This window comes from Exiguobacterium sp. FD-YE-25-4, assembly GCF_057004685.1.
In genome coordinates, this window is record NZ_CM168041.1 from 1,216,621 (window position 1) to 1,242,830 (window position 26,210).

The window sequence follows — 26,210 nt, forward strand, 5'->3', positions numbered from 1 at the left end:
AGAGGATGACGAGTTGCGATGAATGAAAAGTTAAAAGAACGATTCGGTTCACTGACCGGTTCCCTTCAAACGATGAAGACGAACCGTAAAATCTTTTGGGGCCTCGTCATCGCCGGCGTACTTCTCGTCGCGGTGGTCTTGACCGTCTGGCTGTCGCGCCCGAACATGGCTCCGCTTTATACGAACCTGTCCGCCCAAGAAGCGGGCGAGGTGACGGAGAAGCTGACGGCTGACGGTGTGAAAGCCGAAATTAAAGCGACATCGAACGGCGTGAGTGTATACGTACCGAGCGAACAGGTCGATCAATTGAAAGTCAGCCTCGCGGCAGCGGGCATCCCGAAGTCAGGCGCAATCGACTACAGTTTCTTCAGTGAAAATGCCGGTTTCGGAACGACCGACCGCGAGATGGCCGTCATCGAACGGAGTGCGATGCAGACCGAGCTCGAGCGGTTGATCACACAAATCGAAGGGATCAACCAAGCGAAAGTCATCATCTCGATTCCTGAGAAATCGGTCTTCTTGGCGGAAGACCAGGGCGAGCCGACGGCGTCGATTGTCTTAAACTTAGGAGCAGGTACGAATCTTGAACCGGCGACGGTCAAAGGGCTCTACCATTTGATTAGTAAGAGCGTACCGAACTTGAAACCAGAAAACATCTCGGTCATGGACCAATATTTTACGTATTACGATTTGGACCAAACGACGACGGCAGGAGGATCATCCACCGATCCGCTCGTCTTGAAGCGTCAAGTTGAGAAAGATGTCCGTCAACAGATTCAACAGATGCTTTCCGTCCTCTTAGGAGAGCGGAGCGTCCTCGTCTCGGTTACGGCCGATATCGACACGACGCAAGCGGCAGAAGAGCAGAACCTCGTGACACCTGTCAACGAGGACAGCATGGAAGGGATCGTCACATCGGCCGAACGAATCGCCGAAGCGTACACCGGCGGTACCGGCGCGGCGACCGCGGCGGGCACGGCCGAGAATGACACGGTCAATTTCCCGGCCGCCACCGGCACCGGGGAAGAAGAGAGCGAAAAGAATCATGAAATCATCAATTATGAAGTCAACCGCATCACGAAACAGATTCAAAACGCACCGTACTCGATTCGTGATCTCGGTGTTCAATTGATCGTCGAACCGCCGAACGGGGCGACGACGATTGACCCACAACTCGAAGGTGACCTCGAGACGATGATGTACTCGATTATCCGGACGTCACTCGCCAAGACCGGCGAGGCGCTCACAGAGGCGGAACTTGAACAGAAAGTCGTCGTCGTATCGCGTCCGTTCGCTGAGACGGAAGAAGCGGCTGCGGTCGAACAACCTACCCAGTGGTGGATGTATGCGGCAGCAGCAGGGGCCGTCGTCTTGCTCGCGCTCTTGCTCTTCGCGATGCGTAAACGCAAACGTGAACCGATTGCCGAAACGAACGAATGGGAAGTCCCATATGAAGACGAAGTACCGGACCTCGACCTTGAAGAACGAGGCGAAGGGGCCGTCAAGAAGAAACAGTTGGAGAAATTGGCAGAGAGCAATCCTGAAGAGTTCGCCAAACTTCTCCGTACTTGGATGTCTGAGGAGTGAGTACTGTGAATTACGCAAAACAAGCGAACCGGGAAAAAGCGGCCATGCTCATGATCTCGCTTGGACCTGAGGTGGCTGCGAACGTCTACAAACATCTGTCGGAAGAAGAGATGGAGCAGTTGACGTTACAAATCTCGGCCTTGAAGAAAGTATCGTCCGAACAAAAAGAAGCGATCATGGGCGAGTTCCACGAGCTCGCCATGGCACAAAGTTATATCACGCAAGGCGGGATCGGGTTTGCGAAAACGGTGCTCGAGAAAGCGGTCGGAGAAGAGAAAGCGATGGCCCTCATCCATAGGCTCACATCGACGCTCCAAGTTCGACCGTTCGAGTTTGCCCGTAAGGCCGACCCGAAGCAGTTGCTCAACTTTATCCAGAACGAGCATCCGCAGACGATCGCCTTGATCTTGGCGCATCTCGAACCGGTCAAGTCGGGACAAATCCTATCGGAACTCCCGCCTGAGATTCAATCGGAAGTCGCCAAGCGGATCGCGACGATGGATCGACTCAATCCGGACGTCATTCACGAGATTGAACAGATTCTCGAGAAAAACTTGTCCCAGACCGATATGCAAGACTACGCCCAGTCTGGTGGCATCGAAGCGGTCGTCGAAGTGCTCAACGGGGTCGATCGTACGACCGAGCGCACCATCCTCGATGCGCTTGAAATTGAAGACCCGGAACTGGCCGAGGAAATCAAAAAACGGATGTTCGTCTTCGAAGATATCGTCACGCTCGATTCGCGTGCGATTCAACGAATCATCCGCGAAGTGGCAAACGACGACCTATTGCTTGCCCTCAAAGTGTCGTCCGAAGAAGTCAAACAGATCATCTTCAAAAACATGTCACAGCGAATGGTCGAAACGTTCAAAGAAGACATGGAATTCATGGGGCCTGTCCGGTTGCGTGACGTCGAAGAAGCGCAAAGCCGTATCGTCGGCATCATCCGTCGCTTAGAAGACGTCGGAGAGATCGTGATCAGCCGCGGCGGAGGAGATGACATCGTTGTCTAACGTGATTAAACGCTATTATGCGACACCGCTCGAACCGCAACGGATCGACTCGAAACCGTTTCTTGAGCCGGTATCGGTGGAGCATGACGACCAAGAAAATGAGCAGTTGGAACAAAAGCGTGAACAACTCCGGTTAGACGAAGAAGCGCTTCAGAGTCGCCGTGCCTCGATAGAACAGGAACTCGCGGTGCTGAGAGAGGAAGTGTTGACGTCAGCCCGACAAGAAGGGTTTGACGCAGGGTTTGACCACGGTAGACGGGAAGGCAAGGCGGAGTACGACGAGTTGACGACGCGGCTGAACACCGTCGCCGTCGAACTTGAACAACTGTTCGATACGAAGTGGCAGGACGCGGAGCGGCAACTCGTCGCCCTCGCCCTCGAGGTCAGCGCCCGCGTCACAACAGAGCTTGTCCGGAAAGATGAGGCGTTGTTCGCCGACCGGATTCGAGAACAGTTGCTCCGTCAGCTCGATGCCGAGTCGTTGACGGTGTACGTCCATCCGACCCGTCTCGCTTCGATTCAACGTTTCGATTCGGAGTGGGCGACACCAGACGGTCCGCCTTTGAAATATCGGGCGGATGCCGGTTTGAGTGAGACGAGCGTCCGGATCGAGACACCGCACCACGGTGACGAACTCGATTTGACTTACAGCTTTGAACGCATCCAATCCAAAATCGAGGAGGTTTTGGCCGATGGCGCTTATTGACCACGTCCTTCAGTCGATCACGGCATCCGCCGAGGACGAATACGTCCGGAAAGTCGGCCGGGTCTGCCGAGTCGTCGGACTGATGATTGAATCGACGGGGCCGAGCGCTTTTATCGGAGAGCGCTGTCTGATCGAACTCCCGTCCGGCCAACATGTCGAGGCGGAAGTCGTGGGATTCAATGAGGCCCGCGTGCTCCTCATGCCTTACGGGGAGACGACCCAGATCGCTCCGGGCTGTATGGTCAAAGGGACGGGTCGGATGCTCCAAGTCCCGGTCGGTGACGAACTGATCGGACAAGTGCTCGATGGTCTCGGCCGTCCCTTGTCCGGTGAAGCAGTCACTCCGGGAAAACGCTACGATGTCCTTCGGAAGCCACCGAACCCGCTCGAGCGACCGCGGATTTTAGATGTCTTGTCGACCGGCGTCCGCGTCATCGACGGTCTGTTAACGGTCGGTAAAGGGCAACGGGTCGGGTTGTTCGCGGGTTCAGGAGTCGGGAAGTCGACTCTGCTCGGGATGATCGCCAAACGCTCATCGGCCGACATAAACGTCATCGCTTTAATCGGTGAACGTGGCCGTGAAGTGAAAGAGTTCATCGAGAAAGAGCTCGGACCAGAAGGGATGGCCCGCTCGGTCGTCATCGTGGCGACGAGCGACCAACCGCCTCTCGTCCGATTGAAAGGGGCTTATACGGCGACGGCCATCGCTGAATACTTCCGGGACCAAGGCAAGGAAGTCGTCCTCATGATGGACTCGGTGACCCGCTTTGCCATGGCGCAACGGGAAATCGGTCTTGCGACCGGTGAACCTCCGACGTCAAAAGGGTATACCCCATCCGTGTTCGCGATGTTGCCGCAACTGTTGGAACGAAGCGGTACCGCTGTGACGGGCTCGATCACCGCTTTTTACACCGTCCTTGTCGACGGGGATGATATGAATGAACCAATCGCAGACGCGGTGCGAGGCATACTGGACGGCCACTTCGTCATGGACCGTTCGCTCGCGAACCGTGGCCAGTTCCCCGCGATCCACGTCTTAAAGTCGATTAGCCGTGTCATGAACCAAATTGCGGGGCCGATGCACCGTGAGGCCGCCCAAACGTTCCGCGGCTGGTTGGCGACGTACTTGGACGCCGAGGACTTGATCAATATCGGGGCCTATAAAAAAGGGACGAACCCGGCAATCGATACGGCGATTGAGCAATACCCAGCGTTATTGACTTTTTTAAAGCAATCCATCGAAGAAGAGGCCCCGCTCGAGCAATCGCTCGAACGTTTGGCCAAGATCGTGCGAGGTGAACCATGAACAGACTATTGTTAGAACGCATCATGCCGATCGCGGAACATGAGAAAGAAGAGTCCGCGACGGAGATGAGACAACAGAAAGCACGGTTCGAGACGGAGATGGAGGCGCTCTATCGGCTCGTGTTGACGTACGAGTCGCTCATGAAGAGTCAAGATGAACAGGATGGCGTCATCGACCTGCTCATGTCGCAATATCGTGAGCAGACACGCGAACGGCTGAAACGTCAAATCGAGACGCAACAGCTCGTCGTCCAGCAGGCGCGCAATCGGTACCATCTGTCACAAGAGCGCTTGCTCGGAAAAGTCGTTGAGGAAAAGAAATATGTAACGCTGCATGAAAAAGTCAGTCAACATGAAGTGGCTGCGACGAAGCTCATCGAGCAACATTTCATCGATGAGCTGGCAGTGATTCATCACGGGAAAGGGAAGTAAACCGATGGAAAAAGACAACTCGAAGCGGGGAAGACAGCTACTGGTCGCGCTCGTTCTCGTCCCGGCCATCTTTCTACTCGTTGGAGGGATCGTCGTCATGAACTATGCGATGGACCGTCCGTTGTTATCGGTCCCGTTTCTAGAGATCGGTGCGAAACAAGAGCCGGAAGAAAAAGTGAAGACGGACGTGAACGTGACCGGGATCGACAACGATACCGCGAATCGTTTGAAAGTGGCGAACGCCGAGATTGAGAAGCTTCGGGCGGACAATGTCGAGTTGACGAACGAAGTGAAGGCGCGCCAAGAGGAAGTATCGAAGTTGATCAAAGAGCGTGACCGGCTCGTCGCGGAATTGGCGACGGCAAGTGCGGCGGAAGAAGAAACCTCGGACGTCTCTCGCGTCTATGAAGAGATGTCCGCGAAACAAGCTGCTGCCATCATGAATGAACTCGAGAGCCCGCAAGTGGCCAACTTATTGAAAGAATTGTCACCGAAGCAACAAGCCGACATTTTAGGACGGATGGATGCCCAACAGGCCGCCGTCGTGACCCAGTTGCTCCAATGACAGGAAAGGAGGACGTGATGATGAATATCGCCTTACTCGCCCAATCGCTACAAGGGACGACCCAAAAAGGCGGGGAAGCGGCTGCGACCCCGACCGGACAGTTTTTGGAGTTGCTCTCGGCGATGCTCGGGACCTCGACGCCATCTCCAGAGGTGGCGGTCGCCACGGAAGACGAGGAATCGCTTCCGCTCGAGAATGTATCGAACCGATTGGAGCAATGGCTCCAACAGCCCGACAGCCTGCAATGGTTGAAATCACTGCCGGCAGATGCTTACCGAAAGTTTATGGATGCTTATATTGGGATTTTAAATCAAGTCGCCCCGGATCAGTCAGCGGCAACTCTTGAGACGACATCGGCCGTGACGCCCGCACTCCTCGCTGGACAAATGGCGGCGCCGACAATCTCGTTCACGCTGACGAAAAAGGAAACGGAAGCACTCGTTACACCCGTGCCGACCGATCAAGTGGAAGAGAACGTGCGCATCATCCAACAAGTCGTTGCGCAGTTTAAAGGGACGCTCGGACAGACCCCTAAATCTATACCCGGACTTACTCAAACCGAAACACAAGTTGCGCAATTGCAACCCTCGGTAAAAGAGACCGAATGGATGCCCAAAGGGATGATCTGGTCGAAACCGCAAATTGATTCGGAAATGGTGATGTATGCCTCGAAAGGTTCACTGCCAGAGAATTTGCAGGCCCGAATCGAAGCCGCTTTGCAACGTGCACCGTTCAAGAGCGGAGCCGACGGATCCAAAGTGTTCACGGTCCGCCTCTATCCTGAACAGTTAGGCGAGCTCGTCGTCAAACTCGAACGTCAAAATGGGGAACTCGTCGTCAAACTGTTTGCGAGCAACCAAGAAGCGAAGCAGTTGCTTCAGTCACAGGTCCAACAGTTGCAACAGACGCTTCAACCGCTGACGCAAAACGTCCGTGTCGAGATCAACTTGACCCAACAGGCGCTCGAGACGAAAGGGTCCGGATTCAACGAGTTCGACCAACCGGAACCGGAACAGCAGGAACAACCGAAAGGAGAACCAGAAGATGACGACCATCCAGCCGAAGACGAGTGACTATACGTTACCGGATCAATCGATGCCGAAAGCAACGAACCAATATGATCAAAGCATGTTCTTGAAGCTGTTGCTCGCGCAACTCGCCAACCAAGACCCGATGTCACCGATGGAAGACCGTGAGTTCATCTCCCAGATGGCCCAGTTCTCTTCTCTCGAACAGATGCAGACGATTTCGAAACAACTCGATTCGGCCCTTGTCGATCGGCAAATGGCTTCGATTTCGGAGTTCAGCAATATGATCGGTCAAACGGTCGATTATATGACGGAGACGGAAACCGAGACGATTGAAGGCTCGGGTCGTGTCCTCTCGATTTCGAAGACCGAAGCCGGCTATGTCGCCGACCTTGAGGACGGGACGTCCATCAACGTGTATAACATCACTTCCATCAAACAAGCATAGGAGGATTCATCATGTTAAGAGCAATGTACTCAGGAATCAGTGGTTTAAAGAACTTCCAATCCAAGCTTGACGTCGTCGGGAACAACATCGCCAACGTCAACACGTTCGGCTATAAAAAAGGTCGGGTCACGTTCAAGGACCTCGTCAGTCAGCAAGTCGGTAGTGCGACCGCGGCGAACGGAGTCAGCGGCGGGGTCAACCCGAAAGAAGTCGGTCTCGGGGGCACGATGGCGACCGTCGACAACGTCTATAACCAAGGAGCCATGCAAAACTCAGGGCGAGCACTTGACGTCGGGATCTCAGGAGAAGGATTCTTCGCCTTGGATGTGAACGGTCAAACGCAATACACGCGGGCCGGTAACTTCTATACAGATAACACGGGCGACCTCGTCAATGGAGATGGAGCCTACGTCCTCAGTACGACGGGTGACCGCCTCAACATCCCAGCCGGTGCGAAATCACTCTCGATTGGTAAAGACGGACAAGTCAGCTACGTGAACAATGCCGGGGAATCGACGGTCGTCGGTCAAATCCAAGTCGTCACGTTCGCCAACAATGCCGGACTCTCGAAAGTCGGAGCAAACAACTTCATTCAATCGCAAAACTCAGGTGAACCGAACGTCGGCATCCCTGGACAAGATGGACGTGGAGAACTCGTCTCGGGCGCGCTCGAGATGTCGAACGTCGACTTGTCGGAAGAGTTCACAGAAATGATTGTCGCTCAACGTGGTTTCCAAGCGAACACTCGTATCATCACAACATCGGACGAGATCCTCCAAGAACTCGTCAACTTGAAACGCTGATGATTCGCGTCACGACACTCCGGGGTGAAGAACTCGTATTGAACGCCTTGTTCATCGAGACGGTCAAGGCCGAACCGGATACGATCATTCACTTGTATAACGGAAAAACGTATATCGTCAGCGAGACGAAACAACAAATCATCGACCGGACGACGGCATTTTATGCCTCGATTGGTCTGATTGGAACGACAGGCATACGAGGTGAAGAAGATGAGTGAAGAAAAACAAAAAGGTGGCGCCATGAAGATGGTGCTCATCTTGCTAGTCGTCCTGCTCGTCATGGGCGGGGCCGGATTCATGACTTATAAATATTTGTTCGGAGACAACGTGACGGCGAAAACGAAACCGGTCACCGCCGAAGAGTTGGCCGAACGTAGCTTCACGACAGACGACATGACAACGAACATTCAAGATGAGCGTTTCATCAACGTCCAGTTCACGATCGTGACCGATGCCGCTGAAACGAAAGAAGATCTCGAACTTCGCAAGTTTCAAGTGCATAACGTCATCCTTGGTGATTTGGCCGGCATGACGAAAGCCCAGTTGACGACGAAGGAAGACATGCAGAAATTTGAGCAGTCGCTCCGTAAACAATTAAACGGACTGTTGGAGTCAGGTGAGGTCCAACGAGTCTATATGACGAAGAAAATCATACAGTGAGGTGGCATCATGGGAGAAGTCTTATCTCAACAAGAAATTGATGCCTTGCTATCGGCGTTAAGCAGTGGCGACGTCGAAGCCGACTCCTTTTTAAATCAAGAAGAAGAGCGGAAGGTTCGGCAATATGACTTTAAACGGGCGGTCCGCTTCTCGAAAGACCAAATCCGAAGTCTGACCCGAATCCATGAACATTTCACGCGCATGTTGACGACGTTCTTTTCGGCTCAGCTCCGGACGTACGTGCAGTTCACGGTCAATTCGGTCGAGCAGCTCCCGTACGATGAATTCATTCATTCCATCCCAAGTATGACGATGATCAACTTGATTGAGGCTCCGCCGCTCAACGGCCGCTTCATCATCGAGGTCAACCCGAACATCTCATATGCGATGCTCGACCGTCTGCTTGGTGGTCCAGGGGTCGAAATCGAAAAAGTCGAGAGCTTCACAGAAATCGAGATGCGCATCTTGACCCAGTTATATAAACGAGCGTTTGCCGGATACGGGGAGGCGTGGGAGTCGATTGCCGAGATCAAGTCAGAGATGACCGCGGTCGAGGTCAATCCGCAGTTTCTTCAACTCGTCTCGCCAAACGAGACGGTCGTCCTTATCTCGATCGGTGTCACCATCGGCGAGGTGAGCGGCACAATCAACGTATGCTTGCCGTTCGTGACGATCGAGCCGGTGTTATCCAAACTGTCGAGCCATTACTGGATGCAGGAGGCCAACCGCCGCAATGCGAGCGGCAACAGCAAGGAACCGCTCAAAGCCCAATTGATGAACTCGACGGTTGAGGTCGTTTCTCTGCTCGGAGAGACGACGATCACGTTCGGTGACTTGTTACATTTAGAGGTCGGGGATTGTTTGACGCTCGACCAATTGGTGAAAGACCCATTATCCATCATGGTAGGGGAAAATAAAGTGTTCAAAGGGCAAGTCGGTGTGAGCGGGAAGCGGATGGCCGTCCAAGTGCTCCACCGGGTGAAGGAGGAAGAGCAATGAGTGAGATGTTGTCACAAGATGAAATAGACGCGTTATTACGAGGGACGAGCGACTCGTCAAAACCAGAGGCGAAGCCCGAAGAGCATCTTGACTCGATGGAGAGCGACGCCTTAGGAGAGATCGGGAATATCTCGTTCGGTAACTCGGCGACGGCACTATCGACGTTACTGCAACAAAAAGTAGAAATCACGACCCCAATCGTCAGTGAAGTCACAATCGATGCGCTCCGTGAGCGTTATCCAACACCGCACGTGGCGCTTCGCGTCGGTTACACAGAAGGTTTGAAAGGCGAAAACGTCCTCGTGTTGACACGTGAGGATGCGGCCATCATCTCGGATTTGATGCTCGGCGGGAACGGGATCGATGTCGATCCGGAAGGATTGGACGAAATTCGACTCTCGGCCGTGCAAGAAGCGATGAACCAAATGATGGGGGCAGCGGCGACATCTTTGTCGACGGTGTTCTCAAAAAAAATTGACATTTCACCGCCGCTCGTCGAAGTGTTCGATGCGACGAAGACCCAAACGATCATCGATCGTCTCGAACTTTGGGAGACGATGGTGTTGATCGAGTTCAATTTGAAAGTCGGTACGTTGATCGACTCAAAAATCGTTCAAATCGCACCGATTCAATTCGGGAAACAGCTCGTCAATGAATTGATGACGGCCACATCCCCTCAGCCGGTCGTACCTGCTGCGGCCGCCCCAAAGCAAGAAGCGCCAAAAGCACCGGCCGCACCGGCTCCCCAACAACCTGTACGTCAGGAAGTGAAGTCGGCACCGGAAGTCGCTGTCAGTCAAGCGGAATTCATGCCGCTGCATGCTCCTGCGACGAACGATTCGATTCCAGCAAACCTCGGTCTGTTGTATGACGTGCCGCTCAGCGTGACGGTCGAGCTCGGGCGGACGAAACGTTCGGTCCGCGAAGTGCTTGAGTTGTCGCAAGGCTCGATCATCGAACTCGATAAACTTGCCGGTGAGCCGGTCGATATTTATGTGAACCAACAACGGATTGCCCGCGGCGAAGTCGTCGTCATCGAAGAGAACTTCGGGGTCCGTGTAACAGAAATTATCCAACCGCACGAGCGGATTGGCATCGTTTAAGGAGGAAGAACAATGAGTGCAAAAATTTTGGTGGTAGATGATGCGGCGTTCATGCGCATGATGATTAAGGATATCTTGACAAAGAATGGATTTGAAGTCGTAGGGGAAGCGGAGAACGGTGTGGATGCGGTCGCAAAATATCGTGAACTCATGCCGGACCTCGTCACGCTCGACATCACGATGCCAGAGATGGACGGTTTGGCCGCTTTGAAAGAAATTCGTGGCTTTGATTCAAACGCGAAAGTAATCATGTGTTCTGCGATGGGACAACAAGCGATGGTTATCGACGCAATTCAAGCTGGGGCGAAAGACTTCATCGTCAAGCCGTTCAATGCGGAACGGGTCGTAGAAGCGGTTTCGAAAACGGTCGCACAATGAACAAGTGGTGGTTGATTATCCTTCTCGTGGTCGGGCTAAGCGTCCCGGCCACGGTCGAGGCCGCCACCGTCGATCAACAGTTCGAGCAACAACAGCCAGACGCTGAAGACCAGCCGGTGAAATCGGCCGTCTCATCGGTCGGGACAGCGATCAAGCTCATCTTGAGCATGGTCGTTGTCATCGGCGGTTTTCTCGTCCTCGTGCGTTGGTTGAACGCACGCACGCAAGGCGTCAAAACGGCACAGCATTTGACACATCTCGGCGGGGTACCGCTCGGCAAAGACCGATCGGTGCAACTCGTCAAGCTCGGCGAACAAGTTTACGTGCTCGGAGTCGGTGACTCGATTCAACTGCTTGATCGGGTCGATGCCGAAGCGATGGATGAAGCGGTCCACGACGCGCCAGCCTTGAACAACTCGAACACATCGGCTTTTCTCGACACGTTTAAACAGCAATTGGCCCAGATTGAAGAAGTGAGGAAGAAACGATGACGACGATTGAACAACTGATCAACCTAGAGACGCCAGACAGCACATCGACTTCGATCAAATTGTTAGTCGTGTTGACACTGCTCACGCTCGCGCCATCTTTCTTAATCTTGATGACTTGTTTCACGCGCGTCGTCGTCGTACTTTCCTTTATCCGTCCGGCGCTCGGTACGCAGCAAACACCGCCGAACCAACTGATTATCGGGCTCGCCCTGTTCATCACGTTGTTCGTCATGTCACCGGTGCTATCGGAGTTGAATGACAAGGCACTATCGCCATACATGGACGACCGAATCAGTCAAGACGAGGCGTTCGAAGAGGCGGGGAATACGATGAAGCGGTTCATGGCCCAATACACGCGCCAAGAAGATTTGCAATTATTCATTAAATATGGGAACTATGAGCAACCTGAGTCGGTCGAAGACGTCCCACTCCTCGCGATGGTCCCGGCCTATGCGATTAGTGAACTGAAAACGGCATTTCAAATCGGATTCATGATCTTCTTGCCGTTCTTAATTATCGATATGGTTGTGGCGAGTGTCCTCATGTCGATGGGGATGATGATGCTTCCACCGGTCATGATCGCCTTGCCGTTCAAACTGTTATTGTTTGTGTTGGTGGATGGATGGCACTTGATTGTGGAGTCCTTGCTTAGAAGTATGTAGGAGGAACGAATATGACGCAGGAAATGGTCATCTATTTGGCGACGGAGAGTGTGTGGACGTTATTAAAAATCTCGATGCCGCTCTTGTTGATTTCACTCGTCGTCGGTCTCGTCATTTCGATTTTACAGGCGACGACACAGATTCAAGAGCAGACGTTATCGTTCGTCCCAAAAATCGTCTCGGTGTTTATCGGGCTCGTCATCTTCGGGCCTTGGATGCTGCAACAGATCGAAGGGTTCACCCGATTGATTTTTGAACTGATGGTCGAGGTCGCCTCGAAATGAACGCGGTCGATTTTATCAGTCTATACGGTTTGACGTTCGCACGTCTGTCCGGTTTCTTCGTGAGCGTCCCGTTGTTTTCATCCCGACAGCTACCTGTCATGCATCGCGTCGCCTTCAGTGCTTTTTTAGCCTACTATGCGATGTTCACGGTGACGGAGCCGCTCGAGCTCGGGCAAGCCTATATCTTGCAAGTGTTATACGAAGTGCTGATCGGCTTGGTGCTCGGCATATTGATCAATATTTTGTTCTTTGCGCCCCAGATTGCGGGAGGGGTCATCGATTTGCAGCTCGGACTCGCGATGGCATCGGCGTATGACCCGATGTTCGGAGGCCAGTCGCCATTGATCGGACGTTTTTATTACATCTTCACATTGTTTATCATGCTGTCGAGCAATTTACATTTACTGCTGATCGATGGCATCTATTATAGCTTTCAAATATATCCACCGGGCCAGCCGATCATCAACTTTAGTGAAGCGTCGCTCATGATGGCCGTGAAGGTCGTCACGATGACGATGATGGTCGCTTTACAGCTCGCCTTTCCGCTCATGGCATCGCTCTTGCTTGTCGACATGGCGCTTGGGTTCTTGGCGAAATCGGCCCCGCAGTTCAATATTTTTGCGATCGGATTCTCATTCAAACTGATTGCAGGTTTCTCGGTCATGGTCGTCATGATGGGGTTGACCTTGAACGGCATCAGCCAGTTCATCCCGATTTTACAAGAAGTGTTGCGTGATTTTATGACATTGCTAGGAGACGCCTCATGAAGCCTCTATATACCTTATCGGTCGATCTTCAATTTTTTGCAGGAGAAAAAACCGAAAAAGCGACCCCGCGTAAGCGGGAGGACTCGCGCAAGAAAGGACAAGTCGCCAAGTCGGCCGATTTGACCGGCGCGTTCGCCTTGTTCGCGATGTTTCTCATGTTATCGTTTTTAGGTCCGTATCTCGGCAAGCAACTGTTCGGGTTGACGAAAGATTTGCTCGGTACGAGTTACTTGTTGTTCGACTTATCGAATGGATTGTCCGGGATGCTTACCGACTTGTTGCTTCGTGTCGGTTTGATTGTGGGACCGTTCTTCGTCGTCGCGGTCGTGTTCGGGATTTTGATCAACTATCTTCAAATCGGGACGTTGTTCTCGGCAGAGGCGATCCAACCGAAACTCGAACGCATCGACCCGATCAAAGGGGTCAAGCGGATTATCAGTATGAAAGCGGTCGTCGAATTTTTAAAGTCCTTATTCAAATTATTGATTATCCTGACGACTGCTGTTGCCGTGCTCTGGCAGAATCAAAAAGAGCTGTCCCGGATGGCTGTCGAACATGTCCGTGAATCGGTCATCGCGCTCGCGAGCATCACGATCGAACTTGGACTATGGGTGAGCGTCGCCTTGCTCGCACTCGCGTTGCTCGACTTTTTCTATCAACGATTCGATTTTGAGAAATCGATTCGCATGTCGAAACAAGATGTGAAGGACGAGTATAAAAACAGTGAAGGTGACCCGCTCATCAAGTCAAAAATCAAACAACAACAACGGGAGATGGCGATGCGCCGCATGATGCAAGAGATTCCGAACGCGGACGTCGTCATCACGAACCCGACCCATTATGCCGTCGTCATTCGCTATGACGACACGAAAGACTTTGCGCCGCTCGTCGTCGCCAAAGGCGTCGACCAAGTCGCCTTCAACATCCGCGACGTGGCCAAAGAACATGACATCCCGATTGTGGAAAATAAACCGTTGGCCCGCGCACTTTACGCCCAAATGGATATCGGGGAAGTCGTTGACGAGTCGTTTTATCAGGCGATCGCTGAAGTGCTCGCGTTCGTCTATCAATTGAAACAACCGTCTTGAGGAGGAGTATGTGTTGGCTGTAAAAGCGAAAGATTTCGCGGTATTGATTGGCGTTCTTATGATCGTCGTCATGCTCGTCATCCCGTTACCGGGGTTCATATTAGATTTTTTAATCATTGTTAATATACTGATCGCCTTGCTGATTTTGCTCGTCGCGATGAACGCCCGCGAAGCGCTCGACTTCTCAGTCTTTCCTTCGCTCTTGTTGATCGTGACGCTGTTCCGGCTCGGATTGAACGTGTCGACGACGCGGTCGATTCTTTCGACCGGGTACGGGGGAGAAGTTATTGCGACGTTCGGGAACTTCGTCGTCGGAGGAAACGTGCTCGTCGGGTTCGTCGTCTTCCTCATCCTCGTCATCATCCAGTTCGTCGTCATCACGAAAGGGGCGGAACGCGTGTCGGAAGTATCGGCTCGCTTCACGCTCGACGCCATGCCTGGTAAACAGATGGCGATTGATGCCGACTTGAACTCAGGATTGATTGACGACAAGGACGCTCAAATCCGTCGGAAAAAAATTCAAAGTGAAGCCGACTTTTACGGATCGATGGACGGGGCCTCGAAGTTCGTCAAAGGGGACGCCATCGCCGGGATCATTATCGTCGTCATCAACTTGATTTTTGGAATCATCATCGGGACCGTCCAAATGGGCCTCCCGGTCGGTGAAGCGTTCCAGACGTTCTCACTCATGACGATCGGGGACGGGCTTGTCGGTCAAATCCCGGCGCTCCTCATCTCGACGGCGACCGGCATCATCGTCACCCGTGCCGTGTCGGATGGGAATTTAGGAGAAGACGTCGTCGACCAGCTTGGTCAAAATCCGACGCTCCTCTATATCGCCGGCTCGATTGTGATCATGCTCGGGTTTATCTCACCGAGTCTGCTCCCGGTGACGGTCATCATCGCCGGAGTCGCTTTCTATGGGGCGTATGCGATGCGCCGCAACATGAAACGAGTCATCGATACACCGCTACCGGAAGAAGAACCAATGGCACCGACCGAGACCGTCGTGTCGCTGTTACAAATCGATGCCATCGAGTTCGAGTTCGGTTACGGACTCATCCCGCTCGCCGATGAGTCGCAGGGCGGCGACCTGCTTGACCGGGTCGTCATGATTCGTCGTCAGCTCGCGCTCGAACTCGGCTTCATCTTGCCGACGGTCCGAATTCGAGATCATTTGCAACTGTCTCCGAATGCGTACCGCATCAAAGTGAAAGGCAACGTCGTCGCTGAAGGGGAGCTGTTGCTCGATCATTACTTGGCGATGAGCCCTGGCATCGAAGACCCGGAAGTATACGGCATCGAAACGACGGAACCGGCGTTCGGCCTCCCGGCTCTCTGGATTGACGAAGAGACGCGGACTCGCGCTGAAATGAGCGGGTACACCGTCGTCGATCCGCCATCGGTCGTCGCGACGCATTTGACGGAGACGCTCAAGAAACATTCGGCAGACCTTCTCGGCCGTGAAGAGACGAAACAACTCGTCGAACACTTGAAAGAGACGCACCCGGTGCTCGTCGAAGACGTGACACCATCCGTCCTATCGATTGGCGACATTCAAAAAGTGCTCCGTCATCTATTGAAAGAACACGTCTCGATTCGCAATTTACCGCTCTTGTTCGAGACGATGGCCGACTATGGAAAAGTGACGAAAGATGCCGATATCCTCGGCGAATATTGCCGTCAAGGCCTGTCCCGTCAATTGACGGACCAAGTCAGCCCGCCGGACGGACCGCTCTACGTCGTCACACTCGGTGGCCAGACCGAACAGCTTATTCAAGACGCCGTTCAAAAAACCGAGTTCGGGAACTATTTGGCGCTCGACCCGGAACAGGCGCGCGAGATTATCGAACGCTCGGGTGAGCAACTGTCGATGTTCGAACGCTACGGGGCTTCGGCCGTCATTTTATGCTCGCCGACGATCCGTTTGTTCGTGAGACAACTGCTCGAACGATATTATCCGGACGTACCGGTTCTCGCCTACAACGAGCTGCTCAGCTCGATTGAAGTGAAAAGTATTGGGGTGATTTAAATGCAAATCAAAAAATATACCGGCAAGACGATGGCGGAAGCGATGGCGAAAGTCAAACAGGAGTTTGGTGACGACGCCGTGATTTTGAACTCCCGTCAAGTGAAGAAAGGCTGGCTCGGCCTGTTCGCATCGCAACACGTCGAGGTCATCGCCGCGCTCGAGAAAGCACCGCTCGCTGTCAAACCGCGTGCCGCGACGAAACCCGTCGCACCATCGAAGCCCGTGAAGGCTCCGACGCGTCCACCGCAACAAACGAACGAATCAAGTCAGGCGGCGACCGTGTCGACGTCGAGACGGTTGCCCGCAGCGCTGGCGCATGTCGAATCACTGCTCGCCTCCGAGTCGTTCCGTGGTGAGACGTGGGACGAAGCGATCAACGAGCTGTATTACACGACAAAATCGGTGGAAGTCGTCGAACGCTACGTGCGTGATCAAATCCGGAGTTCCTTCTTGGCTGTCCCTGAACCGAAACGGTATATGATGCTCGTTGGTCCGACCGGGGTTGGCAAGACGACGACGCTCGCCAAACTTGCCGCTCACTACAAACTCGAGCATGGGCTCTCGGTCGGTCTCATCACGACGGACACGTACCGGATCGCGGCAATCGAACAATTGAAAACGTACGCCGAGATTTTAGACATCCCGGTCGAGGTCGCCTATGACTTCAATGACTTCAAACGAGCGAAACAACTGTTCGCACGGAAAGACATCATCTTGATTGATACGGCCGGTCGCAACTTCCGCGACGAGGCGTACGTCGAACAGTTCGAGCGACATCACGATTTCTCGGAAACGAGCTTGTCGCTCGTCCTCAGCTTGACGTCGAAGATGCGGGATATGGACATGATCTATCGCCAATTCGAACCGTTGCCGCTCCAGTCGCTCATCTTCACGAAAGCCGATGAGACGAGTGACATTCACGCGATGTATCGGATGGTCCGCGAGAGCGGACTGCCGGTCGCTTGGCTGACGGACGGACAAGAAGTGCCGGACGACCTTGTCGCCGGAGAGCCGGACCGATTGACGGATCGTTTACTTGAGAAAGAAGGGTGGACCCAATGGACCAAGCAAGACGTCTGAGGGCGAAAACGGAGACCGCACCGACGACAATCGCTTTTGCGAGCGGAAAAGGCGGGGTCGGTAAAACGAACGTCTGCGTCAATACGGCCATCGGTCTCGTCGAGCTCGGAAAACGTGTCTTGATCGTCGACCTCGACATCGGGATGGCAAACGTGCACATTTTATTGAACGCGTCGCGGTCACGAACGATGATGGATTCGGTAAAAGCGCGAATTCCGCTCGCCGCCTCGGTTCAGAAAGACGTGCATGGTGTCGATATATTACATGGGGGAAGTGGGCTCGACGAACTAGTCCAATTCTCACATGCAGATATGCAATTTTTTATGCGTGAACTCGAAGTGCTGACCGAATACGATTATGTGTTATTCGACATGGGGGCCGGTGCGACCGACACGTCGCTCCAGTTCATCGAGGGATGCGATGAGATGTTCCTTATCTTGACGCCTGAACCGACCTCGCTCATGGATGGATATGCCTATACGAAGCTCGTTCATCGTCAAAGTCCGGACTTACCGCTCGGTGTGATCGTCAATCGGGCCCAATCGGGTGAAGAAGCGCTGCAATGTTTTGAACGAATGGAAGTTGCATGTGAGCAGTTTTTAAAGAAATCGATTCGATTCCTCGGGTATTTACCAGATGACGCCACGGTCAGACGAGCGGTCATCGCCCAAGTCCCGTTTTACCATCTGGACCGGAAGAGTGACATCAGTTGGCGGCTTGAACGGATTTTAACAACATTGACCGGGACACCGCCGAAGCCGCGTCATTTTATGGAACGCTTGATGGGGAACTTGAAACGTCAGTGGAACCGAGTCTAACGACAGGGAGGCATTATAGATGGACGTGAACGAATACTTAGGATTGTTTTTAGACGAATCTCAAGAACATATCCAATCGGTTAACACCCAGCTGTTGAAACTAGAACAGACGGGCAGTCAGGAAGCGATTCAAGAGATTTTCCGCTCGGCACACACGCTCAAAGGGATGTCGGCGACGATGGGATACGAGAGTGTCGCCAACTTGACGCATGAGATGGAGAGCGCGCTCGATTTGGTTCGAGCCGGAAAGAAAGAGAGCAACCAGTTGTTGCTCGATACGATGTTCTCGGCAATGGAACAAATCGAAGAGATGATCGCTGATATCGAGACGGGAGGCAGAGGCGCAAACATCGATGTGACGGCGACAGTGTCCGCGTTCCAGTCATTTATCGGTAGCACTCCGAAAGCAGTCGAGGTGGTCGATGAGACGGTCTTCACGGCCGACCTATATACCGATTCGGTCATCACGCAAGCGAAAGAGACCGGCTTCGAAGCGTTCCAACTTCATGTGAAGCTATCGGATGCCGTCGTGTTGAAAGCGGCGCGCGCCTACATGGTGTTCGATCGCCTCCAAGAACTCGGCGAAGTCGTCCGGACGGTTCCTGAGACCGAGGCGATCGAGCAAGAACAGTTCGATCTCTCATTTGACGTCTTGTTCGTGTCTCAGGAGTCAGCGGACGTGATTGAGCATGCCGTGTCCCAAGTGTCGGAAGTCGAGCACGTCCAAGTGACACCTTACACGAGTGCGGCAGCCGGTGCGCCGGAAGTCGCCGTCAGTGCCGAGAGCGTCGCCGTGGCCGAAGTGAAACCGAAAGCGGTGGAGACGGACGAACCGAAAGAACAGGCCGTCGCACAAGCGAAGACGATTCGTGTCAACTTAGAGCGGATCGATCGTCTGATGAACTTGTTCGAAGAATTCATCATCGATCGCGGTCGTCTTGAGCGGCTCGCCGACGAAGTCGGTCAACCTGAACTGAACGAAACGGTCGAGAAAATCAAACGCGGTACGAACGAACTTCAATCGCTCGTCTTGACCCTCCGCATGATGCCAATCGAGCAAGTGTTCAATCGCTTCCCGCGCATGGTGCGTTCGGTCGCGAAAGATATCCATAAAAAAGTCCAACTCGAGATCACCGGTGCTGAGACCGAGCTCGATCGGACAGTCATCGATGAGATCGGTGACCCGCTCGTCCATTTGATTCGTAACGCCATCGACCACGGCATCGAGTTGCCAGAAGTCCGCCTCGAAGCCGGGAAGCCGGAGCAAGGTCGACTCGCGCTTCGCGCTTACCATGGCGGCAACCGTGTCTTCATTGAAATCGAGGATGACGGGGCAGGGATCAATGTCGATAAAGTCCGCTCAAAAGCACTCGAACGAGGCGTCATCACGCCTGAAGAAGCGACGGCGATGACGGACAATGAAGTAGCCATGCTCATCTTCGCACCTGGATTCTCGACGGCAGACGTCGTCACTGATCTTTCAGGTCGCGGCGTCGGACTAGACGTCGTCAAAAACAAGATCGAATCGCTCGGCGGGGTCGTCACGCTCGAGACGGTCGTCGGACAAGGGACGAAATTCCAAGTCAGTTTGCCGCTCACGCTCTCGATCATCTCGGCGATGCTCGTACAAGTCGGCGATGAGACGTACGCCGTTCCGCTGTCATCGATTCTCGAGACGACGCTCCTCGACGAGGCCGACATATTGACGGCCCATCGCGAACGCGTCTTCGACTTCAGAGGTCAGCTCGTCCCGCTCGTTTACTTGAAAGAAATGTTCGCGATCGAAACGGAAACGAAGACGCAATTCCCGGTCGTCGTCGTCCGCAAAGGAAACAAGCTCGTCGGTGTGGTCGTCAATGACTTGATTGGCCAACAAGAGATCGTCATGAAGCCGCTCGGAACTTATCTCGAGGGCATCCCGGCCATCTCTGGTGCGACGATACTCGGAGACGGGCGTGTCGCCTTGATTGTCGACAGCAACGATCTGTTCTAAGGAGGAAGAAGGATGGAACAAAAATGGGTAGTCTTTTCATTGGGATCGAACACATACGGAATCGATGTCCAGTCAGTTCGCTCGATTGAACGGGTACAACCGGTCACACGCGTCCCGAACGCGCCGGCTCACGTCAAAGGTGTCATCAATCTGCGTGGGGTCGTCACACCGGTCATCGACCTTCGGCTCCGTCTCGGTTACGAGGCAGTCGAACCGACCGAAGAAACACGGATTTTGATCGCTTCACTCAATCAAGGCGATGCCGGCTTTATCGTCGACCGGGCCAACGAGGTCGTGGAAAGTGAAGACGTTCGCATCGAGCCGATTCCGGAGTCGAGCCGAGACATGTTGTCGGCTCACTTGACGGCGATCGCCAAGGGCGAGGACAAATTGTTCTCGCTCCTCGATGCCAACGCATTATTCGAGGAACAGCATGCTGAGTGAGTTCGAGCAAGATTTATTGAAAGAACTCGGCAATATCGGTTCTGGTCATGCCGCGACGGCATTGTCGACGCTCTTGGGCAAGCCGGTCACAATCACCGTCTCCTCAGCGGAGATGGAACCGATCACGTATTTGCCGGAACGCGTCGGCGGGCCGGAACGTCACGTGGCGTCCGTCTTGTTGGAGCTCGGCGGTGACATTAGCGGCATGATTCTCATCTTGTTTCCGGTCGATGATGCCGAAACAATGGTCGCTTCCCTCATCGGAAGCACGTTCTCGTTCCAATCGGCGGACGAGCTCGGCCAGTCGGCATGGGAAGAAATCGGAAACATCATGAGCGGGGCTTACGCCCGGGCGCTCGGGGATTGGCTCGATACCCCAATCTCCATCCAAGTCCCGGCGACAGCGGTCGACATGGCGGGTTCGATCGTCGAATTCGTCGTCACGTCGGTCCAACCTGAGGAAGATGCGGCACTCTACATCGATACGACGTTCCGCATCGATGAGAAAGTAAGTGCTGGGCATGTGTTGTTCCTACCGACGCATGGCTCGCTCGAACGGATACAACAGCGGTTGATTGGCCATGGCTGAAGTCATCAAAATCGGCATCGCGGAATGGAAGCAGACGACCGCGCCGAACAAATTGCGAACGGCAGGACTCGGTTCGTGCGTCGGCGTCATCTTGTATGACGTCCGGCTCCAAATCGCGGCGATGGCCCATGTCATGTTGCCGGATTCGGCGATTGCCCGGAAACACCAAACGGTTGAAGTAGGAAAATATGCGGATACGGCCATCGATGCGCTCGTCTCGTCGTTGAAACGGGCCGGAGCCGGTCGGCTGCAAGCGAAGATGGCCGGCGGCGCCCAAATGTTTCAATTCAAGTATGAGAACGAGGCGATGCGGATCGGTGAACGAAACGCCGAAGCCGTGCGCACCGCACTGAAAGCGCACCGTATCCCGCTCATCGCAGAAGACTGTGGCGGGCATAACGGACGGACGATCGAATTTGATGTGGCGACTTGCGTCCTGTCGATTCGAACGGTCAGCGTAGGAACTAAGGAAATCTAGGGGGGATCGACATGACGACTCAGCTTACCGAGTTGTGGGATCGTTGGAACACTGACCGCGATATGGATACAGCGAATGAACTATTGGCGCACTACGAGTTCCTCATCCATTATCACGTGCAACGAATGATCGTGACGCTCCCGAAGAGCGTCGAACGCGACGAATTGAAAAGTTTGGGTTACATGGGATTGTACGATGCCCTCATGAAATATGATCCAGAACACAACAACAAGTTTGACACGTACGCGGCGTTTCGGATACGTGGCGCCATCATCGATGGGCTGCGGAAAATCGATTGGTTACCGCGTTCGGTGCGCGAACGCGTGAAAAAAATTGATCACATCGCCGAACAACTCGAGCAGAAGTTGCACCGGGCCCCGACGAAAGAAGAACTCGCGAGCGCCTGCGAACTACCGGTGTCGGAAATCGAGAAGGCGATGGCGGAAGGGTACTTCGCGAACATGTTGTCGATCGATGAAGCGGTGACGCTTCAAGAAGAAGGCAAGGTCATGTCCGTCACGTATTTCGACCCTGACTCTGAGAAACCGGAGGATACGCTATTGCAGCGCGAGCTGCTCGACGTGCTGACGACCGAAATCGAGCACTTGTCCGAGAAAGAACGTCTCGTCGTCTCGTTGTTCTACTTCGACGAGTTGACGTTGACCGAGATTGGCGAAGTGTTGGAACTGTCGACGTCACGTATCTCCCAAATCCATTCCAAGGCGTTAAAGACGTTAAAGCTTGCACTTGGACGTTCGTATTTAGAAGAAAAGACATCGTGAAGGAGGGATGGAGATGACCATCGTATATATCGCAATCGCCTGTATCGTCGCTTACGGACTGCTGATCTTATTTCGTCAAGTCCAGGCGTTGACCGCTCGCGTCACGCAACTCGAGCACGAGAAACGTGAGACCGAGGCCCTCCTGTTGTCGTTCATGGAATCGATGAACGATGTCGTGAAACAACCAGCGTCCTCAAACGAAGAGGTTGCAGGTGCTCAGTCAATCCATGCGGAGCCAAAGCGAGAGACATCGGACGACGATACGCAATCAGCCCCGCACGTCGAGGATGTGTTATTGCACCATTCGGTCCGGGAGACGGCCCGACTCCTTGGAAAAGGCGAAGGAGAAGTCGCCTTATATGCCAAACTTCGTAAAAAGTGAGAGTTGCCGGATTGGCGGACATATGCTATAGTATTTTTTGGTGTTAAACACATCACACACGTCTCGGGATGGTATTCCTCGGTGCCGAAAGGTCGGAATACAACGATGAACGAGGCGGAGGACTTTTTTAAACCACAAGGAGGAAATTTATCATGGCAGTAATTTCAATGAAGCAATTGCTCGAAGCTGGTGTACACTTCGGTCACCAGACACGCCGTTGGAACCCAAAAATGGCGAAATACATCTTCACGGAGCGTAACGGCATCTACATCATCGACCTTCAAAAAACGGTCAAAAAAGTAGACGAGGCGTACAACTTCGTTCGTGAACTCGCGGCAGAAGGCGGAAACGTCCTCTTCGTAGGTACGAAAAAACAAGCTCAAGACACAATCAAAGAAGAAGCACTCCGTTCAGGTATGTACTTCATCAATGAGCGTTGGTTGGGTGGAACACTCACAAACTTCTCAACAATCAAAAAACGTATCAACCGTTTGAAGCAGCTTGAGAAAATGGAAGCTGACGGTACGTTCGAAGTACTTCCTAAGAAAGAAGTCATCATCTTGAAAAAAGAAATGACACGTCTTGAGAAGTTCCTCGGCGGAATCAAGGACATGCCAGGTGTTCCTGATGCCCTCTTCATCGTTGACCCACGTAAAGAGCGGATCGCGATTGCAGAAGCTCACAAATTGAACATCCCAATCGTTGCGATTGTCGACACAAACTGTGACCCAGACGAAATCGACTACGTCATCCCAGCGAACGACGATGCGATTCGTGCGGTTAAATTGCTCACTTCGAAGATGGCAGATGCAATCATCGAAGCGAAACAAGGCGAAGAAGAAGTAGCTGAAGAAGCGGTAGCTCCAGAAGCTGAAGCGACAGAAGCTGAGTAATCAGTCAGACAACAGGTGATAAAGGGAAAGCCTTTTATCACCTTTTTTTAGGACACGTATATAAAGCCTTAGTGCTTTTTCTTAAAAATTCGTAAGTTTTACAAGGAGGAATTTCCGATGGCAGTTACAGCAGCAATGGTAAAAGAACTTCGTGAAAAAACAGGCGCAGGTATGCTCGATTGCAAAAAAGCACTCACTGAAACAAACGGTGACATGCAAGCAGCAATCGACTTCCTTCGTGAAAAAGGGATCGCGAAAGCAGCAGCTAAAGGCGACCGTATCGCAGCAGAAGGTTTGACGGCAGTAGCGGTTGAAGGCAACAAAGCTACGCTCGTCGAAGTTAACTCAGAAACAGACTTCGTTGCGAAAAACGAGAAGTTCCAAACACTCGTTTCAGACGTAGCAAAAGCTGTTCTTACTTCAGGCGCAACGACAGTTGAAGCGGCACTCGCTTCTGAATTCGTAGCTGGTAAAACGCTTGAAACACACATTCAAGAAGAAGCTTCGACAATCGGAGAGAAAATCTCACTCCGTCGCATCGCTGTCCTTGAAAAAGCGGACGATGCAGTCTTCGGCACGTACCTCCACATGGGCGGCCGCATCGGTTCAGTCGTTGTCCTCGACGGTACAACAGACGAAACAGTTGCAAAAGACGTAGCTATGCACGTTGCAGCAGCACGCCCACTTTACGCGACACGCGACGAAGTATCGGCTGAAGAAGCAGATCGTGAGAAGAAAGTCTTGACTGAGCAAGCCCTCAACGAAGGCAAGCCTGCCAACATCGTCGAGAAGATGATTGCGGGACGTATGAACAAGTACTTCGAGGAAATCTGCCTCGTCGACCAAACATTCGTTAAAGACGCTGACTTCAAAGTTGGGAAATACGTAGAGTCTAAAGGCGGCCGTATCAATTCATTCGTACGTTACGAAGTTGGAGAAGGTATGGAAAAACGCGAAGAAAACTTTGCTGAAGAAGTAATGAACCAACTTAAAAAATAATCTGCATCATTCACATGGTGCTATCAAAATTGGGAACACGTCTGTATAACCTTGAGTTAGTTCGTTAAGGGAGCGTGTTCCCTTTTTTCAAGCAAGAGGAGGCAAAGTATGGAACCGAAATATAAGCGAATTGTGTTAAAATTGAGTGGGGAAGCGCTCGCTGGAGATCAAGGGTACGGGATTGACCCGGCCATCGTCAATTCGATCTCTGGGCAAATTAAAGAATTGGTCGCCATGGGCGTCGAAGTTGCCGTCGTCGTAGGCGCCGGGAACATCTGGCGCGGCAAGACCGGTAGCGAGCTCGGCATGGACCGAGCGAATGCGGATTACATGGGCATGCTCGCCACGGTATTGAACTCGCTCGCGCTACAAGATAGCCTTGAAACGAACGGTGTCCAAACACGCGTCCAAACCTCAATCGAAATGCGCCAAGTGGCTGAACCGTACATTCGTCGCCGGGCGATGCGTCACCTTGAAAAAGGTCGCGTCGTCATCTTCGCGGCAGGGACGGGGAACCCGTACTTCTCGACAGACACGACAGCGGCACTCCGCGCAGCGGAGATCGAAGCTGACGTCATCTTGATGGGAAAAAACAACGTCGACGGCGTCTATTCGGCCGATCCGAAACTCGTTCCGGATGCAGTCAAATACGACACGCTCACGTACTTGGACGTCTTAAAGGACGGTCTCCAAGTGATGGATTCGACAGCCACGTCACTATGTATGGACAACCATATCCCACTGATTGTATTCTCATTGCTTGAAGAAGGAAACATCAAACGTGTCGTACTCGGGGAACATATCGGGACGGTAGTAGGAGGAATCAATTCATGAGTGTAAATGACGTATTGAAAACTGCTGAAGAGAAAATGGAGAAAGCCGTTTCCGCGCTGAAGCGTGACTTCGGAACACTTCGGACGGGCCGCGCGAGCGCGTCGATCTTGGACCCGGTTCAAGTCGATTACTACGGCGTACCGACACCGCTCAATCAAGTAGCGAACATCAATACACCGGAAGCACGCCTTCTCTTGATTCAACCATGGGACAAGTCGATGGTGTCTGACGTTGAAAAAGCGATCCAAAAAGCCGACCTTGGTCTCTCGCCGTCGTCGGACGGGACCGTCATTCGTCTCGCCATCCCAGCTTTGACGGAAGAGCGTCGCAAAGAGCTCGTGAAAGTGACGAAAAAATATGCGGAAGAAGCGAAAGTCGCTGTCCGTAACGTTCGTCGTGACGCCAACGAAAACTTGAAGAAGCTTGAAAAAGATGGGGACTTGACTGAGGACGACCTTCGCGGTTACGCGGATGACGTTCAATCGTTAACGGATTCGTATATCAAAAAGATTGATGAATCTGCAGCGACGAAAGAAAAAGAAATCATGGAAGTGTAATCACGGAAGT

32 protein-coding genes are annotated in these 26,210 nt (G+C 53.0%); all 32 read left to right on the top strand.

Annotated features, from left to right (window positions below; all coding sequences use genetic code 11):
* Window positions 1-18: 18 nt before the first annotated feature.
* The 32 genes from fliF to frr all read left to right on the top strand — a co-directional run bounded on the left by fliF (window position 19) and on the right by frr (window position 26,200).
* Window positions 19-1,587 (top strand): flagellar basal-body MS-ring/collar protein FliF, encoded by a 1,569-nt coding sequence (fliF, locus tag AC13H5_RS06265; RefSeq protein WP_483546475.1) that lies wholly within the window; start codon window positions 19-21, stop codon window positions 1,585-1,587.
* Window positions 1,588-1,592: 5 nt separating this feature from the next.
* Complete coding sequence (gene fliG / locus AC13H5_RS06270) at window positions 1,593-2,600, top strand: flagellar motor switch protein FliG (RefSeq protein ID WP_034777193.1); 1,008 nt, start codon at window positions 1,593-1,595, stop codon at window positions 2,598-2,600.
* Window positions 2,584-3,306 (top strand): FliH/SctL family protein, encoded by a 723-nt coding sequence (locus AC13H5_RS06275; protein ID WP_483546476.1) that lies wholly within the window; start codon window positions 2,584-2,586, stop codon window positions 3,304-3,306. Before fliG ends, AC13H5_RS06275 begins: the two co-directional genes overlap by 17 nt.
* Entirely contained in the window at window positions 3,293-4,612 is a 1,320-nt protein-coding gene (gene fliI, locus AC13H5_RS06280) for a flagellar protein export ATPase FliI (RefSeq protein ID WP_034777197.1), read from the top strand. Before AC13H5_RS06275 ends, fliI begins: the two co-directional genes overlap by 14 nt.
* A complete protein-coding gene (locus AC13H5_RS06285; protein ID WP_034777199.1) occupies window positions 4,609-5,043 on the top strand; it encodes a flagellar FliJ family protein in 435 nt (144 codons plus the stop codon). The genes fliI and AC13H5_RS06285 overlap by 4 nt, the downstream gene beginning before the upstream one ends.
* A gap of 4 nt (window positions 5,044-5,047) precedes the next feature.
* A complete protein-coding gene (locus AC13H5_RS06290; RefSeq protein ID WP_214797026.1) occupies window positions 5,048-5,608 on the top strand; it encodes a MotE family protein in 561 nt (186 codons plus the stop codon).
* 20 nt (window positions 5,609-5,628) lie between these two features.
* Window positions 5,629-6,681 (top strand): flagellar hook-length control protein FliK, encoded by a 1,053-nt coding sequence (locus tag AC13H5_RS06295; RefSeq protein ID WP_483546477.1) that lies wholly within the window; start codon window positions 5,629-5,631, stop codon window positions 6,679-6,681.
* Window positions 6,653-7,084, top strand: coding sequence for a flagellar hook capping FlgD N-terminal domain-containing protein (locus tag AC13H5_RS06300; protein ID WP_034777205.1), 432 nt, complete (start codon window positions 6,653-6,655; stop codon window positions 7,082-7,084). Before AC13H5_RS06295 ends, AC13H5_RS06300 begins: the two co-directional genes overlap by 29 nt.
* An 11-nt stretch (window positions 7,085-7,095) precedes the next feature.
* Window positions 7,096-7,887, top strand: coding sequence for a flagellar basal body rod protein FlgG (flgG, locus tag AC13H5_RS06305; protein WP_034777207.1), 792 nt, complete (start codon window positions 7,096-7,098; stop codon window positions 7,885-7,887).
* A complete protein-coding gene (locus AC13H5_RS06310; protein WP_034777209.1) occupies window positions 7,887-8,105 on the top strand; it encodes a flagellar FlbD family protein in 219 nt (72 codons plus the stop codon). The genes flgG and AC13H5_RS06310 overlap by 1 nt, the downstream gene beginning before the upstream one ends.
* The gene (locus tag AC13H5_RS06315) at window positions 8,098-8,547 is read left to right on the top strand and encodes a flagellar basal body-associated FliL family protein (RefSeq protein ID WP_034777211.1); all 450 of its coding nucleotides are present in this window, start codon (window positions 8,098-8,100) and stop codon (window positions 8,545-8,547) included. Before AC13H5_RS06310 ends, AC13H5_RS06315 begins: the two co-directional genes overlap by 8 nt.
* Before the next feature lie 9 nt (window positions 8,548-8,556).
* Entirely contained in the window at window positions 8,557-9,546 is a 990-nt protein-coding gene (gene fliM, locus AC13H5_RS06320) for a flagellar motor switch protein FliM (protein WP_034777213.1), read from the top strand.
* Window positions 9,543-10,649: a flagellar motor switch phosphatase FliY gene (gene fliY / locus AC13H5_RS06325; RefSeq protein WP_034777215.1), complete on the top strand. Its 1,107-nt coding sequence runs from the start codon at window positions 9,543-9,545 to the stop codon at window positions 10,647-10,649. The genes fliM and fliY overlap by 4 nt, the downstream gene beginning before the upstream one ends.
* A gap of 12 nt (window positions 10,650-10,661) precedes the next feature.
* A complete protein-coding gene (locus AC13H5_RS06330; protein WP_021067131.1) occupies window positions 10,662-11,027 on the top strand; it encodes a response regulator in 366 nt (121 codons plus the stop codon).
* The gene (locus tag AC13H5_RS06335; RefSeq protein ID WP_034777217.1) at window positions 11,024-11,518 is read left to right on the top strand and encodes a flagellar biosynthetic protein FliO; all 495 of its coding nucleotides are present in this window, start codon (window positions 11,024-11,026) and stop codon (window positions 11,516-11,518) included. Before AC13H5_RS06330 ends, AC13H5_RS06335 begins: the two co-directional genes overlap by 4 nt.
* A complete protein-coding gene (fliP, locus tag AC13H5_RS06340; RefSeq protein WP_034777218.1) occupies window positions 11,515-12,180 on the top strand; it encodes a flagellar type III secretion system pore protein FliP in 666 nt (221 codons plus the stop codon). Before AC13H5_RS06335 ends, fliP begins: the two co-directional genes overlap by 4 nt.
* Before the next feature lie 11 nt (window positions 12,181-12,191).
* Window positions 12,192-12,464, top strand: coding sequence for a flagellar biosynthesis protein FliQ (gene fliQ, locus AC13H5_RS06345; RefSeq protein WP_034777219.1), 273 nt, complete (start codon window positions 12,192-12,194; stop codon window positions 12,462-12,464).
* On the top strand, window positions 12,461-13,231 hold the full coding sequence (gene fliR / locus AC13H5_RS06350) for a flagellar biosynthetic protein FliR (RefSeq protein ID WP_034777220.1): 771 nt from the start codon (window positions 12,461-12,463) through the stop codon (window positions 13,229-13,231). Before fliQ ends, fliR begins: the two co-directional genes overlap by 4 nt.
* Window positions 13,228-14,319 carry a flagellar biosynthesis protein FlhB gene (flhB, locus tag AC13H5_RS06355; RefSeq protein WP_034777221.1) on the top strand — a complete coding sequence of 364 codons (1,092 nt, stop codon included), beginning with the start codon at window positions 13,228-13,230 and terminating at the stop codon, window positions 14,317-14,319. The genes fliR and flhB overlap by 4 nt, the downstream gene beginning before the upstream one ends.
* Before the next feature lie 58 nt (window positions 14,320-14,377).
* Window positions 14,378-16,351 carry a flagellar biosynthesis protein FlhA gene (gene flhA, locus AC13H5_RS06360; protein WP_251126271.1) on the top strand — a complete coding sequence of 658 codons (1,974 nt, stop codon included), beginning with the start codon at window positions 14,378-14,380 and terminating at the stop codon, window positions 16,349-16,351.
* Window positions 16,352-17,431: a flagellar biosynthesis protein FlhF gene (locus tag AC13H5_RS06365; RefSeq protein ID WP_034777225.1), complete on the top strand. Its 1,080-nt coding sequence runs from the start codon at window positions 16,352-16,354 to the stop codon at window positions 17,429-17,431.
* Window positions 17,410-18,249 carry a MinD/ParA family protein gene (locus tag AC13H5_RS06370; protein WP_034777227.1) on the top strand — a complete coding sequence of 280 codons (840 nt, stop codon included), beginning with the start codon at window positions 17,410-17,412 and terminating at the stop codon, window positions 18,247-18,249. Before AC13H5_RS06365 ends, AC13H5_RS06370 begins: the two co-directional genes overlap by 22 nt.
* 19 nt (window positions 18,250-18,268) lie before the next feature.
* Window positions 18,269-20,242, top strand: a complete 1,974-nt coding sequence (locus AC13H5_RS06375; protein ID WP_034777229.1) for a chemotaxis protein CheA — start codon at window positions 18,269-18,271, stop codon at window positions 20,240-20,242.
* 12 nt (window positions 20,243-20,254) lie between these two features.
* Window positions 20,255-20,686 carry a chemotaxis protein CheW gene (locus AC13H5_RS06380; RefSeq protein ID WP_034777232.1) on the top strand — a complete coding sequence of 144 codons (432 nt, stop codon included), beginning with the start codon at window positions 20,255-20,257 and terminating at the stop codon, window positions 20,684-20,686.
* Window positions 20,676-21,275 (top strand): chemotaxis protein CheC, encoded by a 600-nt coding sequence (locus AC13H5_RS06385; RefSeq protein ID WP_034777234.1) that lies wholly within the window; start codon window positions 20,676-20,678, stop codon window positions 21,273-21,275. The genes AC13H5_RS06380 and AC13H5_RS06385 overlap by 11 nt, the downstream gene beginning before the upstream one ends.
* Window positions 21,268-21,753 (top strand): chemotaxis protein CheD, encoded by a 486-nt coding sequence (locus tag AC13H5_RS06390; protein WP_483546478.1) that lies wholly within the window; start codon window positions 21,268-21,270, stop codon window positions 21,751-21,753. The genes AC13H5_RS06385 and AC13H5_RS06390 overlap by 8 nt, the downstream gene beginning before the upstream one ends.
* Window positions 21,754-21,764: 11 nt before the next feature.
* On the top strand, window positions 21,765-22,535 hold the full coding sequence (locus tag AC13H5_RS06395; protein WP_034777239.1) for a FliA/WhiG family RNA polymerase sigma factor: 771 nt from the start codon (window positions 21,765-21,767) through the stop codon (window positions 22,533-22,535).
* Window positions 22,536-22,548: 13 nt separating this feature from the next.
* Entirely contained in the window at window positions 22,549-22,917 is a 369-nt protein-coding gene (locus AC13H5_RS06400; protein WP_138859593.1) for a hypothetical protein, read from the top strand.
* A gap of 152 nt (window positions 22,918-23,069) precedes the next feature.
* Entirely contained in the window at window positions 23,070-23,810 is a 741-nt protein-coding gene (gene rpsB / locus AC13H5_RS06405) for a 30S ribosomal protein S2 (protein WP_021067146.1), read from the top strand.
* Between the two features lie 117 nt (window positions 23,811-23,927).
* Window positions 23,928-24,809: a translation elongation factor Ts gene (gene tsf / locus AC13H5_RS06410; protein WP_138859592.1), complete on the top strand. Its 882-nt coding sequence runs from the start codon at window positions 23,928-23,930 to the stop codon at window positions 24,807-24,809.
* A 108-nt stretch (window positions 24,810-24,917) separates the two neighbouring features.
* Entirely contained in the window at window positions 24,918-25,643 is a 726-nt protein-coding gene (gene pyrH / locus AC13H5_RS06415; protein ID WP_034777246.1) for a UMP kinase, read from the top strand.
* Window positions 25,640-26,200 (top strand): ribosome recycling factor, encoded by a 561-nt coding sequence (gene frr / locus AC13H5_RS06420; RefSeq protein WP_034777248.1) that lies wholly within the window; start codon window positions 25,640-25,642, stop codon window positions 26,198-26,200. Before pyrH ends, frr begins: the two co-directional genes overlap by 4 nt.
* The last annotated feature ends 10 nt before the right edge of the window (window positions 26,201-26,210 follow it).

Bases quoted from the DNA above. Each gene is read 5' to 3' on its own strand.
- AC13H5_RS06290 (WP_214797026.1), top strand. From the start codon at position 5,048: ATGGAAAAAGACAACTCGAAGCGGGGAAGACAGCTACTGGTCGCGCTC.
- AC13H5_RS06400 (WP_138859593.1), top strand. From the start codon at position 22,549: ATGACCATCGTATATATCGCAATCGCCTGTATCGTCGCTTACGGACTG.
- AC13H5_RS06365 (WP_034777225.1), top strand. From the start codon at position 16,352: ATGCAAATCAAAAAATATACCGGCAAGACGATGGCGGAAGCGATGGCG.
- AC13H5_RS06285 (WP_034777199.1), top strand. From the start codon at position 4,609: ATGAACAGACTATTGTTAGAACGCATCATGCCGATCGCGGAACATGAG.
- AC13H5_RS06390 (WP_483546478.1), top strand. From the start codon at position 21,268: ATGGCTGAAGTCATCAAAATCGGCATCGCGGAATGGAAGCAGACGACC.
- fliY (WP_034777215.1), top strand. From the start codon at position 9,543: ATGAGTGAGATGTTGTCACAAGATGAAATAGACGCGTTATTACGAGGG.
- AC13H5_RS06380 (WP_034777232.1), top strand. From the start codon at position 20,255: ATGGAACAAAAATGGGTAGTCTTTTCATTGGGATCGAACACATACGGA.
- fliF (WP_483546475.1), top strand. From the start codon at position 19: ATGAATGAAAAGTTAAAAGAACGATTCGGTTCACTGACCGGTTCCCTT.
- pyrH (WP_034777246.1), top strand. From the start codon at position 24,918: ATGGAACCGAAATATAAGCGAATTGTGTTAAAATTGAGTGGGGAAGCG.
- fliQ (WP_034777219.1), top strand. From the start codon at position 12,192: ATGACGCAGGAAATGGTCATCTATTTGGCGACGGAGAGTGTGTGGACG.
- frr (WP_034777248.1), top strand. From the start codon at position 25,640: ATGAGTGTAAATGACGTATTGAAAACTGCTGAAGAGAAAATGGAGAAA.
- AC13H5_RS06370 (WP_034777227.1), top strand. From the start codon at position 17,410: ATGGACCAAGCAAGACGTCTGAGGGCGAAAACGGAGACCGCACCGACG.
- AC13H5_RS06300 (WP_034777205.1), top strand. From the start codon at position 6,653: ATGACGACCATCCAGCCGAAGACGAGTGACTATACGTTACCGGATCAA.
- AC13H5_RS06330 (WP_021067131.1), top strand. From the start codon at position 10,662: ATGAGTGCAAAAATTTTGGTGGTAGATGATGCGGCGTTCATGCGCATG.
- flhA (WP_251126271.1), top strand. From the start codon at position 14,378: ATGATCGTCGTCATGCTCGTCATCCCGTTACCGGGGTTCATATTAGAT.
- fliR (WP_034777220.1), top strand. From the start codon at position 12,461: ATGAACGCGGTCGATTTTATCAGTCTATACGGTTTGACGTTCGCACGT.
- flgG (WP_034777207.1), top strand. From the start codon at position 7,096: ATGTTAAGAGCAATGTACTCAGGAATCAGTGGTTTAAAGAACTTCCAA.
- fliP (WP_034777218.1), top strand. From the start codon at position 11,515: ATGACGACGATTGAACAACTGATCAACCTAGAGACGCCAGACAGCACA.
- AC13H5_RS06385 (WP_034777234.1), top strand. From the start codon at position 20,676: ATGCTGAGTGAGTTCGAGCAAGATTTATTGAAAGAACTCGGCAATATC.
- AC13H5_RS06375 (WP_034777229.1), top strand. From the start codon at position 18,269: ATGGACGTGAACGAATACTTAGGATTGTTTTTAGACGAATCTCAAGAA.
- AC13H5_RS06310 (WP_034777209.1), top strand. From the start codon at position 7,887: ATGATTCGCGTCACGACACTCCGGGGTGAAGAACTCGTATTGAACGCC.
- fliI (WP_034777197.1), top strand. From the start codon at position 3,293: ATGGCGCTTATTGACCACGTCCTTCAGTCGATCACGGCATCCGCCGAG.
- AC13H5_RS06315 (WP_034777211.1), top strand. From the start codon at position 8,098: ATGAGTGAAGAAAAACAAAAAGGTGGCGCCATGAAGATGGTGCTCATC.
- rpsB (WP_021067146.1), top strand. From the start codon at position 23,070: ATGGCAGTAATTTCAATGAAGCAATTGCTCGAAGCTGGTGTACACTTC.
- flhB (WP_034777221.1), top strand. From the start codon at position 13,228: ATGAAGCCTCTATATACCTTATCGGTCGATCTTCAATTTTTTGCAGGA.
- AC13H5_RS06395 (WP_034777239.1), top strand. From the start codon at position 21,765: ATGACGACTCAGCTTACCGAGTTGTGGGATCGTTGGAACACTGACCGC.
- AC13H5_RS06335 (WP_034777217.1), top strand. From the start codon at position 11,024: ATGAACAAGTGGTGGTTGATTATCCTTCTCGTGGTCGGGCTAAGCGTC.
- tsf (WP_138859592.1), top strand. From the start codon at position 23,928: ATGGCAGTTACAGCAGCAATGGTAAAAGAACTTCGTGAAAAAACAGGC.
- fliM (WP_034777213.1), top strand. From the start codon at position 8,557: ATGGGAGAAGTCTTATCTCAACAAGAAATTGATGCCTTGCTATCGGCG.
- AC13H5_RS06295 (WP_483546477.1), top strand. From the start codon at position 5,629: ATGAATATCGCCTTACTCGCCCAATCGCTACAAGGGACGACCCAAAAA.
- AC13H5_RS06275 (WP_483546476.1), top strand. From the start codon at position 2,584: ATGACATCGTTGTCTAACGTGATTAAACGCTATTATGCGACACCGCTC.